Consider the following 12828-nt stretch of genomic DNA (forward strand, 5'->3'; position numbering starts at 1 on the left):
ATGGCGTCCGGCACAGCCGGGGCCGGGGCTGCCGCCGGGACCGATACCGGGACCGATACTGGGGCCGACGCGCCGGGGACCGGCATCGGCCGGCCGACGGATGCCGCGCGCCGCGTGCCGCTGGTGCTGGCCTCCGCCAGCCCGCGCCGGCTGGCGCTGCTGGAACGCCTCGGCATCGTGCCCGACCGGGTTCTGCCGACCGATGCCGACGAGACGCCGCTGCCCGGCGAGCTGCCGCGCCAGCTCGCCGCGCGGCTGGCGGAGCGGAAGGCCGATGCGGCCGCCGCCCTGGCGTCGGGCTGCGTCGTGCTGGCCGCCGACACCGTGGTCGGCGTGGGGCGCCGGATCCTGCCCAAGCCGGCGGACCTGGCCGAGGCGCGCCGCTGCCTGGCGCTGCTCTCGGGCCGCCGCCACCACGTCCATACCGGCGTGGTGCTGGTGCTGCCCGATTCCCGCCGCCTGCGCCGGCTCGTGGAGACGGTCGTGACCTTCCAGCGCCTGGTCCCGGCCCAGATCGAGGACTACCTCGCCTCGGGCGAATGGCAGGGCAAGGCCGGCGGCTACGCCCTGCAGGGGCGGGCCGAGTCCTTCGTGCGCTTCCTGGCCGGCTCGCATTCCGGCGTGATCGGCCTGCCGCTGTTCGAGACGGCGCAGCTTCTGCGGGGCGCGGGGTGGCTGCGGCCCTGATCCGGGTCTCGGCCTCGCCCGGCGAGGTGCGGGTCGCGGTGCTGGAGGACGACCGGCTGGTGGCCGCGGCCGTGGAGCGGCCCGCCCGGCCGGACGCGGTCGGCGATCTGCTGCGCGCGCGCGTCGCCGCCGTGGCCCCGGCCATGGCGGGCGCCTTCCTCGCCCTGCCCGACGGCCTCACCGGCTTCCTGCCCGACTCCGAGAACGGCCTGCCGAACCGCGCCCGGCTGGAGGAGGGCCGGCTGCTCGGCGTGCGGGTCACCCGGGCCGCGCAGGGCGGCAAGGGGCCGCGCCTGACCGCGCGGCTCGACGCGGCGGAGTCGGCGGCCGTGGCAGCCGCCCCGCCCGGCGCCCCGCGTCTGGTGCGACGGGGCCCGGACGCCGTGCTGCGCATCGCGGCGGCCCATCCCGGCGTGCCGGTCGAGGTCGATGGCGCGCCGCTGGCGGGTCGGCTGCGCGCCGCGCTCGGCCGCGACCGGGTCGCGCTGCTGACGCACCCCGCCTTCGACGACGCGCTGGAGGCGGAATTCGACGAGCTGGCCGGGCCGGCCGTCGCGCTGCCGAAGGGTGGCCGGCTCCTGATCCACCCGACCCCGGCGCTGACCGCCATCGACGTCGATGCCGGTGCGGCGGCGGGCGATCGGGACCCGGCGGCGCCGCTGCGCCTCAACCGCGACGCGGCCGGCGAGGTGGCGCGGCAGATCCGCCTGCGCGAGCTGTCCGGGCCGATCCTGGTCGATTTCGCCGGCCTGACCCAGAAGCGCCGCGCCGTGCTGCTGGAGCCGCTGCGCGAGGCGCTGGCGGCCGATCCGATGCGGCCGCGCCTGCTGGGCCTGACCGGCCTGGGCTTCGCCGAGATCGTGCGGCCGCGCCGCCACCCGCCGCTGCACGAGGTGCTGGGCTGGCCGGTCTCGCCGCTGACCCACGGGCTGGCGGCGCTGCGGCGCGTGGCGCGCGAGGCGGCGGCCCGGCCCGGCCGGCCGCTCTCGCTGCGGGCCTCCCCGGCGGTGCTGGCCGCGTTGCAGGGGCTGCCGGGCGCGCTCGACGAGTGCCGCGACATGATCGGGGCGATGCCGGTCCTGGTGCCCGACCCCATGCTCCCTCCTGGACGGGAGCAGATCGAGGAGGCGAATCGATGAGCGTCGAGAAGGATGCGAAGCCGGCGGCGCGATCCGTGCGGGCCCGCCGCTGCCCGGTCTGCGGCAAGCCCGCCGAGGCAGCGACCCGGCCCTTCTGCTCGCCGCGCTGCCGGCAGGTGGATCTCGGCCGCTGGCTGACCGGCGCCTACGTGGTTCCCGGCGAGGATGGCGAGGCGGCGCCGGACGATTTCGGCGCCTGACGGGGTGGACAGGCCGGAATCCTTCCGCTATTTCCGCCCGCCTCTGCCGGCGATCGCCGTACGCGACGCCTTGGGCCCAGGTAGCTCAGTTGGTAGAGCATGCGACTGAAAATCGCAGTGTCGGTGGTTCGATTCCGCCCCTGGGCACCTTCTTCCCCATCACCACACGCAAGCGGGCACGTCGCCCCCGCCCTCACGTCATCGGCACGCCCGCGACATGCGTCGCATAGGCCGGCCGCGCGCGAAGCCGCTCATACCAGCCGCGTAGTCTCGGCAGATCGGGGCGCGCCGTCGGCAGCTCGAACCAGCGGTGCAGGAACGGCCCGAGCGCCACGTCCGCCAGGGTCAGCCCGCCGCAGACATGCTCCCGCCCCTCCAGCCGTGCCTCGACGATGCGCCAGGCGGCGCTGGCATCGTCCAGCGCCCTGGCCAGCGCCTTCGGGTTCCGCTCCGGCTCCGGCGTGCGGACGAGGCCCCAGAACAGCGGCGTCATGCCGGTGGCGAGCGTCGCGAGCTGCCAGTCCATCCATCGCTCCACGTCGGCGCGGGCCCGCGGCGCCTCCGGGTAGATCGGCGACTCCGGCGCCCGGGTGCGGCAGAGGTAGCGGCAGATGCTGTTGCTCTCCCAGAGCGTGAAGCCGTCCGCCTCGGAAAGGGTCGGCACGCGGGCATTCGGGTTCATCGCCAGATAGTCGGGGTCCCGCACCCGGCCGAACTCCATGCCGGCATCGATCCGGCGCGGCTCGATCCCCAGCTCGGCGCACAGCCACAGCACCTTCATCACGTTGCTGGAGTTCACCCGCCCCCAGATGGTGGGCGGCGTGCTGGATGGGGCCATGCTCATCGGCGCTTCCTGTTCCCGTGTCTTCCACTGCCGGCAGGGTAGGGCGGGGCCTCGCATCGCTCCAAGGGGACGCCGCGGTTGCGCGCCGCGCCGCGCCGCGCGAAGAGGCGGCATGCTCGCACCGCTCCTGATCGCCGCCCTCGCCGCCGCGGCGCCCCTGTTCGCCCACGCCAGCGAGGGCTGGTGGGGCCTGGCCCCCTGCGAACTGTGCCTGTGGCAGCGCTGGCCCTACTGGGCGGCGGCGGCGCTCGCGCTGCTGGGGCTCGTCCTGCCGCGCCGCCCGATGCTGCTCCTCGCGGCGGTCGCGGTGCTGGCCTCGGGCGCGGTGGGCGCCTTCCACGTGGGGGTGGAGCAGGGCTGGTGGCCCTCGCCGCTGGCCGGCTGCCAGGCGCCGCGCGGCAGCGGCGGCACGGCCAGCGTCGAGGACCTGCTGCGCGACATGCCGCTGGTCCCGTCCAAGCCCTGCGACGCTCCCACCTACCTGATTCCCGGCCTGCCGCTTTCCATGGCGGGAATGAACGTCATCTATGCGCTGGGTGTCGCCGGCCTGGCCTTCGGGCTGGCGCGCCGGAAGGAGGCATCATGATCGACACGCAGCCCGATCCGGCGTCCGGTGCGCGGTCCGCCGCCATCCCGCCGCGCGCGCCCGGGCCGGTGGCGCGGGCCATCCGGGTGGACCATGCCGGCGAGTACGGCGCCAAGCGCATCTACCAGGGCCAGATCGCCGTGCTGCGCGGCACGCGCTACGAGCCGATGCTGCGGCACATGCAGGACCAGGAGCAGGTGCATCTCGACACCTTCGCGCGGCTGATCGCGGAGCGGCGGGTGCGGCCGACCGCGCTGCTGCCGCTCTGGCACGTCGCGGGCTTCGCGCTCGGGGCTGGTACCGCCCTGCTCGGCCATCGCGGCGCCATGGCCTGCACCGTGGCGGTGGAGGAGGCGATCGACGAGCACTACGCCCAGCAGGAGCGCGAGCTGCCGGAGTCGGAGGCGCCGCTCAAGGCGGACATCGCGCGATTCCGGGCCGAGGAGCTGGAGCACCGCGACATCGGCCTCGCCAACGAGGCGGAACTGGCGCCCGCCTACCGGCTGCTCTCGCGCGTCATCAAGACCGGTTGCAAGGTGGCGATCGCGGTCAGCGAGCGGGTCTGACAGACCTTTCCGTCGCGGGGCGCCGCGCCCCGGCGGCCGGGTACGCGCTCCCCGACGCCGGGGCGCGACACCGGCCGTCGCTTCCCCCTTTCACGGAGCCGTCCGGCCGTCGGGCGGGGCATCGTCCGGCGTCAGCCCCGGCAGGGCCGAGTGCCGGTAGGCCGCCAGTTCCTGCGAGGTGGGAATGCTGCCGGTGATCCTGCCGGCCCAGTCGCGGAACTCGATCACCACGAGGCCGAGCGCCCCGTCGATCCGCAGCGACGGGTTGGGCCGCAGCGGGGCGGCGGCCGCGGCGTCGCCGGCGGCCGGACGGCTCGCCGCCGCGCCGTGCGGTTCCGGTGGCAGGGGGGGCGCGGCGCGTATCGTGAGGTCGTCAGGCATGGGGGTCGGCACCATCCCGCTCGCATCGTGCCGTCCGCCATTCCTGCCGCGACCGGCTCCGGGGAGCGTCCAGAAAGCCATGACGACGCTGAAGGAAGTCTTAAGATCGCCCATGTCCATCCATCGGCGGTCGGGGTTGGCGCGATGAACGGCCCGCGACCGGTCGACTGCCCGCCCGGCCGCCCCCAGGCGGCCATCTCGCCCGGCCGCCACCCGGCGGCTCCCTCGCCCGGCCGCCCCCCGGCGGCCACGCGGCGCGGCCTGCTCGCGGCCCCGCTGCTGGCCCTGGCCGATCCCGCCCGGGCGGCGGAGCCCGGCGCCCCGGGGATCGCCGCCCCAGGGATCGCCGCCTCTGGGATCGCCGCCCCTGGGATCGCCGGCTCCCGCCCCGCGGCCGCCGGCCTCGACTGGCCCTCCTTCGACTGGCCCGGCTTCGCCGCCGGCTGGCTCGCCCCGATCCGTGCGGCGGCCGCGGCCCTGGACGGACCGGGGCTGCTGCGCAGCTGGGTCACGGCGGGCGAGGGCGATTTCGACCGGGTGCAGCGCGAGGCCGCCTACACCTACGACAACGCCCTGGCCGGCCTCGCCCTGCTGGCCGCCGGCGAGGACGCCCTGGCGCTGCGGCTGGCCGAAGGGCTCCGGCTGGCGCAGACGCAGGACCGGTTCTGGCACGACGGGCGCCTGCGCAACGCCTACGCGGCGGGCCGGCAGCACGCGGCGGCCCCGGCCTCGGCCCGTCCGCCGGGCTGGTGGGACGCGGCCGCCGGCCGCTGGGCCGAGGACCGCTACCAGGTCGGCAGCGCCGCCGGGCCGACGGCCTTCGCCGGTCTGCTCTGGCTGCGCTGCGCCGAGCGCGGCCTCGGCCGTCCGGCGGACTGGCGCGCCGCGGCGGACCGGGCCGCCGACTGGCTGGAGACTCTGCGCGTTCCGGACGCTTCGGGCGGCTTCCGGGGCGGCACGCTCGGCCACGAGCCGGCGCCGGAGCCGCTCCCGTGGCGCTCCACCGAGCAGAACCTCGATCTCGCCGCGCTGTTCGCCCGACTCGGTCGGCCGGGTCCGGCGGCGGAGGCGCGGCGCTTCGTCGCCGCGGCCTGGCGGCCGGCCGAGGGCCGCTTCCTCTCAGGCCTGCTGCCGGACGGCACGCCGAATCCGCACTCGGCGCTCGACGCCAACCTCTGGCCGCTGCTCGCCTTTCCCGGGGAGGCCGCCTGGCGGCCGGCGCTGGCCTGGGTGCTGTCGCGGCACGGCGTGCCGGCAGGGGCACCCGCCACGGCGCTGGACGGGCTCGACTTCGACGACGACCGCGACGGCGCCTGGTGGGAGGGCACCGCCCAGGCCGTGCTGGTGCTGCGCCGGGCCCGCTGGATGCCGGCGGCCGGGGCGGTCGCCGCGCGCCTCGCCGCCGCGATCCTGCGTCAGCGCGACCCCCGGGGCTGGCTGCTGGCCGCCAGCCTGCCCTGGCTGACGACCGGCCTCGGCACCGGGCTGGTCCCGGGCGTGGCCGATTTCCGCTATCCGCGGCGCGGGCATCTCGGCGCCACCGCCTGGGCGGCGCTGGCCGGCCTCGACGCCGATCCGTTCACCGCGAACCGCTCCAGCCTCTGATCCGGCGCATTTCCCGAGCCGCCGGGCGGGTACGCCCAGCCTGAAGAGGCGCCGGGCGGACCGGCCTCAGCCTATCTCCACCCGGTTGCGACCGTTGCGCTTGGCCTGGTACAGCGCCGCGTCGGCGAGCCGGATCAGTGTCATCTCGTTGTCGTGCGCCGCGGCGGCGGGGTGCAGCACCGCCACGCCGATGCTCACCGTGACCGGGCCGTCGGAGCTGAATTCGCGGCCGCGATCGGCCTCCACGCGCGCCCGGATCGCCTCGGCGGTGGCGGCCGCGCCGGCGATGTCGGTCTCCGGCAGGATCGCGGCGAATTCCTCGCCGCCGTAGCGGGCGCCGAGATCGCCCGGCCGGCGGATCGAGGCGTCGATCCAGCGCGCCACCGCCCGCAGGCAATTGTCGCCGGTCTGGTGCCCGTAGCGGTCGTTCACGGCCTTGAAGTGGTCCACGTCGATCAGCAGCAGCGCGATCGCGCTGCCCTCGCGCCGGGCGCGCCGCCACTCCCGGCTCAGCTCCGCCTCGAACTGGCGCCGGTTGGCGAGTCCGGTCAGCCCGTCCGTGGCGGCGAGGGTGGCAAGCTCCGCGTAGGCCGCCTTCAGCGCCAGCTCCGCGGCGATGCGCTGCGAGATGTCGCGGATGTTGCAGACGAACTGCACCGCGTCGGCATTGGCGCGGTTGCCGACGAGGCGGGTGTGCGCCTCCATCCAGACCAGCCGCCCGTCGCGGTGCAGGAACTGGCAGACCGACACGCCGTGGCCCGTGGCGTTCTGCATGCGCGCCAGCACGTCCGCCGCGAACTGGCCGTGATGCTCCTCGGGCAGCAGCGACAGGAAGGACGTGCCGTGCAGCCTGGCCGGGTCCCAGCCCAGCACGCGCCGGATCGCCGGCGAGGCGAAGCGGATGGTCCGGTCGAAGCCGACCGAGACGATGATGTCGCTCGAATTCTCGGCCAGCAGCCGGTAGCGCTCCTCGCCGTCGCGCGCCTTCTGCTCGGCGGCGAGCAGGTCGCGCTGCTGGCGCTTGAGCACGGTGATGTCGGCGTGGCTGATGTAGCCGATCCCGTCCGGCGTGCGCTGCTCGATCACGCGCCGCCAGCGGTCGCCCGGCAGCTCCACCTCGAAGGGCGCGCCGGCGAAGCGGACGTTGTCGAGGAAGTGCGCGAGGAAGGGCAGGTCGGCATCCCGCCCCGCCGCGGCACCCGGCGCGGACCAGGCCGCGCGCACCACGTCGTCGAAGGTCGCGCCGATGATTCGCTCGCGCGCGGGCACGTCGTAGAGCGAGAGGAACTCGTCGTTGACGAAGACGATCCGCTTGCGCTGGTCGAGCACCATCACGCCGTCCGCCATCTTGGCGAACAGGTCGTCGCCGGTGATGCCGCGCGCCGCCGTGTCCTCGCCCGGGGTCCGGTACGGCGCGGGGAGCGTCTTCCAGACGCGCAGCCGGCTGCCGTCGGGCAGCGGCAGCGAGGCGGCGTGCAGCCGCCGGCCGCGGTGCTCGAACACGAAGGGGCGCAGCTGCGCGCGGTGGCGCGCGACGCCGTCGGCGACGTAGCGCTCCAGGTGCTCGCGCTCCTGGCCCTGCAGGCGGGCGGCGTAGAAGCGGCGCAGGTTGTCCGCGTAGGGCTCGCCCTCCCGGACATGGTTGCGGTGCTCGGGGAAGAGCTCCAGGAAGGTGCGGTTCCACAGCACCGTGCGGTCGTCCGGGTCGAACAGGCAGTAGCCGAGGTCGAGCCCGTCCAGCAGCCGCGCCATCACGTCGTGCCAGCGCCGCATGGCGGCATCGGGCGCGGGTGACGGCCCGGCCCGGCCGTCCGCCGCCGGGACGGACGGCGCCCCGGGCGGGGATGGCGCCTGCGCCGGCGGCATCCCCCTGGACATCCGGGCGGCCGCGCCGCCGGCTTTCCCGCAGGGCGTCGCACCGGCCACGCCGGCCGGCAGGGGCTCGGCGAAGGCGTGCCAGCGCAGGAGCGTGCCGTCGGGGCCGGGCAGCGGCGTCAGCTCCACCCGCACCGTCCGCCAGCCCGCCTCGGCGCAGCGCAGCCGCCACTGGCCGTGCAGCGGCACCCGCTCGCGGTTCGCCGCCGTCCAGCTCCGCCAGGCGCGCTGGCGGTCGGCCGGGTGCACGAGGTTGCTCCAGAGGGTGCCGTGCAGCTCCTCGGCGCCGATCCCGGCGAAGGCGAGCAGGCGTGGCCCGGCCCGCAGGACCGTGCCGTCCGGCTCGACGATCCAGCCGAGCCGCGCATCCGGCTCGACCAGCCGGCGCAGCAGCTCCGCGCCCTCGGCGAGGGCGGCCTCGGCGCGGCGGTGCGCGGTGATGTCGGTCATCGCGATGGAGACGCCGAGCGGCTCGCCGGCCTCGTCGCGCGCCAGGCGGTAGGTGGCGCGGAACCAGCACTCGCGCGCCTCGACGTGGAACTCCCGATCCGGCGGCGTCCCGGCCGCGTCGCCGGCGGCGAGCAGGTCGCGCAGGCCCGCGGCCGGGATGCAGGCCGGCACCGCCTCGATCTGGCGGCCGATCATGGAGTCGGGCGGCAGGCCGCATTGCCGCGCGAACTGGTCGTTGACGCTGACGAAGCGGCCCTCGCGGTCGATGAAGCAGAGGCCGAGCGGCACGCCGGCATAGATCGCCTCCAGCTGCGCCGCGCGCTGGTTGGTGGACAGGTCGAGCGGCCGGGTCGGGGGCACCCGCTCGCCGGCCGCGGCGAGCAGGGCACGGGCCAGCTCCCCCGGCATGCCGGAGCCGAACAGCCAGCCCTGGCCGAGATCGCAGCCGAGGTGCAGCAGCATCGCCGCCTGGGCCTCGGTCTCCACCCCCTCGGCCACGACCGGCAGGCCCAGGCTCTGGCCGAGCCCGATCACGGCGGCCACGATCTTGCGGCTGTCGCGCTGCTCCCCCATGGACCGCACGAAGCTGCGGTCGATCTTGATCTTGTCGAAGGAGAGGGCCTGGAGACGGCTGAGGCTGGCGTAGCCGGTGCCGAAATCGTCCAGCACCAGGCCGCATCCCAGCGCCTTGAGCCGCTCCGCCGTGGCCTGCGCCGTGCGCAGGTCGCCGAGCAGGGCATGCTCGGTGACCTCGATCTCCACGCGCGCCAGGGGGAAGCCCGTCGGGTGGACCGCCTCGTGCACCAGCGCCGGCAGGTCGGGGTCGAGGAGCTGCAGCGGCGAGACGTTGAAGGCCAGGCGGAACTGCCCGCTCCAGCCCGCGGCGTCGGCGCAGGCGCGCCGCATGATCCGCGCCGTCAGCCGCCCCATCATCCCGTGCGCCTCGGCCAGCGGGATGAACGCGTCCGGAGCCACCTGGCCCATCGCGTCGTCGTGCCAGCGCGCCAGCACCTCGAAGCCGGAGACGGTGCGGCTGTGCAGGTGCATCAGCGGCTGGAAGACCGGGGTCAGCGCGTCCTGGGCGATGGCCCGCCGCAGGCGTTCCGGGAGCTGGTCGATTTCGGCGGCAAGGGCACGCTGTTCCGCATGATCGTCCTGGCCTGGCATCGGGATGGTCCGGAAGGCTGATCCGAAGAAGGGGGAGACACGATTCATAGCACGAATGCAACCTTGAGTTGCCTCTCGCGCGAAAATCTCCTGCCGTATCGTGCAACGCGCGCAGGGGCTGGTATCCCTTGCACGGCACATGGCACGCCCGGCGCGCGGGGCGCGGTGGGGACGACTCCGGAACGTCCGGCGGCCCGACGGGTCCCGTCCGCTTCCCCCTCTTCGCGCCCCGGCCCCGCGGGCGTAGCCTGGGGCATGCCTGCCCGCGGCGTTGCGGTGGAGCCGCCGGGGCGGGAGGGAGGAGAAGAGTCGAGCCATGCAAGTCCCGACCCCGGACGACCTCGCCAGGCTGGTGCCGGACGGCGCCCTGCTGGCACTGCCGCCCGACAACTCGCTGCCCTCGCTGGCGCTGGTGCGGGCCCTGGTGCGGCGCGGCGCGCGCGGCCTGCGGCTGCTCGGCGTGCCGGTCTCGGGCCTGGCCAGCGACATCCTGATCGGCGCGGGCTGCGTGGCGGAGATCCAGACCAGCGCCGTCTCGCTCGGCGAGGCCGGCTTCGCGCCGCGCTTCACCGCCGCGCTGAAGGCCGGGACGATCCGGGTGCGGGACGCCACCTGCCCGGCGATCCACACCATGCTCCAGGCGGCCGAGAAAGGCGTGCCCTTCATGCCGCTGCGCGGCATCATCGGCAGCGACATCCTGGCCAACCGGCCGGACTGGCTGGTGATCGACAACCCCTTCGCCGCGGCGGATGCCGGCGGGGGAGGGGGCGGCGGGGACCCGATCGTGCTCCTGCCCGCCCTGCAGCCGGACGTCGCCGCCTTCCACGCGGCGATGGCCGACGAGGCCGGCAACGTCTGGGTCGGCCGGCGCCGCGAGCTGGCCACCATCGCCCATGCCTCGCGCCGCGTGCTGGTCACGGTGGAGCGGGTGGTGCCGGGGAACATGCTGGAGGACGAGCGCCTCGCCGCCGGCACGATCTCGGCCACCTATGTCGAGGCCGTCGCGCTGGCCGAGCGGGGCGCCGCGCCGATCGCGCTGCTGGACGAGTACGGTGCCGACCCGGCCGCCGTCGCCGAGTACGCCCGCATGGCCCGCACCGAGGAGGGCTTCCGCGCCTGGTGCGAACGCCACGTCTACGGCGACGCGCTGAAGGTCGCGGCGGAATGAGCGGCGTGCCGTCCGGCGCCGCCGCGCCCGCCCGGCCCGAGGCCGCCACGCGGCCGGTGCAGCCGGAGGAGCGGCTGGCCGCCGCGCTGGCGCGGCTGATCCTGGACCCGGCGGCGCCGCCGGCGCGGCACATCGCGGTCGGCGCCGCCTCGCCGATCCCGGCCGCCGCCTGCTGGCTGGTGAAGCTCTCCGGCAATCCGGTGCGCCTCTCGCTGCTGCACAAGCGCAGCGGCAACCCGTTCACCGAAGGCTCGCGCGAGCTGTTCGACCTGACCGGGCAGGGGCGGATCGACCTGTTCTTCCTGGGCGGCGGGCAGATCGACGGGCAGGCCAACCTGAACCTGGTCGGCACCGGCGAGTGGCCGGGCACGGCGGTGCGCTTCCCCGGCAGCTTCGGCTCGGCCTTCATGTACATGATGACGCCGCGCACCATCCTGTTCCGCGAGGAGCACTCGCCGCGCGTGCTGGTGGAGCGGGTGGACAACGTCTCGGCGCCCGGCGTCTCGCCGCCCGGCGTGTTCCGGCGCGGCACGGCACAGGCGCTGGTGACGGGGCGCTGCGTGTTCCGCTTCGACGCGGCCCGCGCCCGCTTCGTGCTGGAGAGCCTGCACCCGGGCGAGACGGTGGCGGGCGTGCGCGAGGCCACCGGCTTCGGGTTCGACGCCCCCGACGCGGTGCCGGCGACGCCGGACCCGACGCCGGCGGAGCTCGCGCTGCTGCGCGGGCCGGTGCGCGACGAGATGCTGGAGACCTATCCCGAATTCTGCGCCCGCGTGTTCGGGCCGGTGACGACAGAAGGAGTGGCGGCATGACCGAGGAACCCGGCCGGGGGGGACTCCTCCGGGAGGGGGGCAAGGGCCTCGCGCGCTCGCCCGGCGCGCTGGCCGGGCTGAAGGTGATCGACCTGACCCGCGTGCTGGGCGGGCCGTACTGCACCATGATCCTCTCCGACCACGGCGCCGAGGTGGTGAAGATCGAGCCGCCGCAGGGCGACGAGGTGCGCGACTGGGGCCCGCCCTTCCACGAGGGGCGGGACGGGCACGGCGCCAGCTACTTCATCGGCGTGAACCGCAACAAGCGCTCGCTCGGCCTCGACCTCGGCAAGCCGGCGGGGCGGGAGGTGCTGCTGCGGCTGCTCGACGGCGCCGACGTGCTGATCGAGAACTACAAGCCGGGCAGCATGGAGAAGTGGGGCATCGGCTACGAGGTGCTGCACGAGCGCTTCCCGCGGCTGATCCACTGCCGCGTCTCCGGCTTCGGCGCGACCGGGCCGCTCGGCGGGCTGCCGGGCTACGACGCGATCCTGCAGGCGATGACCGGGCTGATGTCGGTCAACGGCGACCAGTCGACCGGGCCGATGCGCATGGGCACGGCGCTGGTGGACATGACCACCGGCCTCTACTCCGCCGTCGCCATCCTGATGGCGCTGCGCGAGCGGGAGATCAGCGGCGAGGGCCAGTACCTCGACATGACGCTGCACGACTGCGCCATGTCGCTGCTGCACCCGCAGGCGCCGAACTACTTCCTGAACGACAGGCGGCCGGTGGCGACGGGCAACCCGCACCCGAACCTCAGCCCCTACGCCAAGTTCCGCACCGCGACCTGCGAGATCTTCGTGGCGGCCGGCAACGACGCGGCGTTCCGCAAGTTCTGCGCCTTCCTCGGGCTCGATTCGCTCGCCGACGACCCGCGCTTCCGCACCAACGGCGACCGCATCACCAACAACGCGGCGCTGAACGCGATCCTCGACGACCGGCTGGCGCAGGAGGACGGCCACGCGCTGACCGACCGGATGATCCGCTCCGGCCTGCCGGCGGGGCCGGTGCTGTTCGTGGACGAGGCGGTGAACTCGCCGCACGCCGCGCACCGGGAGATGGTGACGGAGCTGGGCTGGTACCGGGGGCTCGGCACGCCGATCAAGATGAGCCGCACCCCGGGCGGGACGCGCTCGGCGCCGCCGGTGTTCGGCGAGCACGGCGAGGCGATCCTGCGCGAGCACGGGTTCAGCGAGTCGGAGATCGACGGGCTGCGCCAGCAGGGCGTGCTGGTGGAGCAGCGGCGGCGCTGAGGGCAGCAGAGAGGGCTTCGCCCTCTCTGCACTCTCCTACCCAGGGAAGGCGCTGCCTTCCCTGGACCCATCCGCCGGGGGCGAAGCCCCCC

The 12828-nt window shown here is 75.3% G+C and carries 12 protein-coding genes and 1 tRNA gene; 10 read left to right on the forward strand and 3 right to left on the reverse strand.

Annotated elements, in window-relative coordinates:
- The 4 genes from M0638_RS18360 to M0638_RS18375 all read left to right on the forward strand — a co-directional run bounded on the left by M0638_RS18360 (position 1) and on the right by M0638_RS18375 (position 2173).
- Positions 1-687 carry a Maf family protein gene (locus tag M0638_RS18360; RefSeq protein WP_248668460.1) on the forward strand — a complete coding sequence of 229 codons (687 nt, stop codon included), beginning with the start codon at positions 1-3 and terminating at the stop codon, positions 685-687.
- Entirely contained in the window at positions 672-1826 is a 1155-nt protein-coding gene (locus M0638_RS18365; protein WP_248668461.1) for a ribonuclease E/G, read from the forward strand. The genes M0638_RS18360 and M0638_RS18365 overlap by 16 nt, the downstream gene beginning before the upstream one ends.
- Complete coding sequence (yacG, locus tag M0638_RS18370; protein WP_248668462.1) at positions 1823-2026, forward strand: DNA gyrase inhibitor YacG; 204 nt, start codon at positions 1823-1825, stop codon at positions 2024-2026. Before M0638_RS18365 ends, yacG begins: the two co-directional genes overlap by 4 nt.
- Positions 2027-2100: 74 nt before the next feature.
- Positions 2101-2173 (forward strand) — tRNA-Phe (locus M0638_RS18375).
- 46 nt (positions 2174-2219) lie between these two features.
- Here M0638_RS18375 and M0638_RS18380 read toward each other — a convergent pair.
- A complete protein-coding gene (locus M0638_RS18380) occupies positions 2220-2870 on the reverse strand; it encodes a glutathione S-transferase family protein (RefSeq protein WP_248668463.1) in 651 nt (216 codons plus the stop codon).
- 112 nt (positions 2871-2982) lie between these two features.
- On the opposite strand from M0638_RS18380, the gene M0638_RS18385 reads away from it, so the two are divergent.
- Both M0638_RS18385 and M0638_RS18390 read left to right on the forward strand, forming a co-directional pair.
- On the forward strand, positions 2983-3456 hold the full coding sequence (locus M0638_RS18385; protein ID WP_248668464.1) for a disulfide bond formation protein B: 474 nt from the start codon (positions 2983-2985) through the stop codon (positions 3454-3456).
- The gene (locus tag M0638_RS18390) at positions 3453-4022 is read left to right on the forward strand and encodes a demethoxyubiquinone hydroxylase family protein (protein WP_248668465.1); all 570 of its coding nucleotides are present in this window, start codon (positions 3453-3455) and stop codon (positions 4020-4022) included. Before M0638_RS18385 ends, M0638_RS18390 begins: the two co-directional genes overlap by 4 nt.
- Before the next feature lie 90 nt (positions 4023-4112).
- Here M0638_RS18390 and M0638_RS18395 read toward each other — a convergent pair whose 3' ends face one another.
- A complete protein-coding gene (locus M0638_RS18395) occupies positions 4113-4403 on the reverse strand; it encodes a hypothetical protein (RefSeq protein ID WP_248668466.1) in 291 nt (96 codons plus the stop codon).
- A 144-nt stretch (positions 4404-4547) separates the two neighbouring features.
- Between M0638_RS18395 and M0638_RS18400 the strand changes: the two genes are divergently transcribed.
- Positions 4548-6008, forward strand: coding sequence for a hypothetical protein (locus M0638_RS18400; RefSeq protein ID WP_248668467.1), 1461 nt, complete (start codon positions 4548-4550; stop codon positions 6006-6008).
- Between the two features lie 66 nt (positions 6009-6074).
- Here the strand turns inward: M0638_RS18400 and M0638_RS18405 are convergent, their stop codons facing one another.
- Positions 6075-9500, reverse strand: coding sequence for an EAL domain-containing protein (locus M0638_RS18405; RefSeq protein ID WP_248668468.1), 3426 nt, complete (start codon positions 9498-9500; stop codon positions 6075-6077).
- 316 nt (positions 9501-9816) lie between these two features.
- Between M0638_RS18405 and M0638_RS18410 the strand changes: the two genes are divergently transcribed.
- Genes M0638_RS18410 through M0638_RS18420 form a run of 3 tightly spaced genes read left to right on the forward strand, consistent with a single transcriptional unit; the run spans position 9817 to position 12736 of the window.
- Positions 9817-10668: a CoA transferase subunit A gene (locus tag M0638_RS18410; protein WP_248668469.1), complete on the forward strand. Its 852-nt coding sequence runs from the start codon at positions 9817-9819 to the stop codon at positions 10666-10668.
- Positions 10665-11480, forward strand: a complete 816-nt coding sequence (locus tag M0638_RS18415) for a CoA-transferase (protein ID WP_248668470.1) — start codon at positions 10665-10667, stop codon at positions 11478-11480. The genes M0638_RS18410 and M0638_RS18415 overlap by 4 nt, the downstream gene beginning before the upstream one ends.
- Positions 11477-12736 carry a CaiB/BaiF CoA transferase family protein gene (locus tag M0638_RS18420; protein WP_248668471.1) on the forward strand — a complete coding sequence of 420 codons (1260 nt, stop codon included), beginning with the start codon at positions 11477-11479 and terminating at the stop codon, positions 12734-12736. The genes M0638_RS18415 and M0638_RS18420 overlap by 4 nt, the downstream gene beginning before the upstream one ends.
- Positions 12737-12828 lie beyond the last annotated feature (92 nt).

Origin of the sequence: Roseomonas acroporae (assembly GCF_023223525.1) — a bacterium.
In the GTDB taxonomy this organism is placed as follows: Bacteria; Pseudomonadota; Alphaproteobacteria; order Acetobacterales; family Acetobacteraceae; genus Roseomonas_E; species Roseomonas_E acroporae.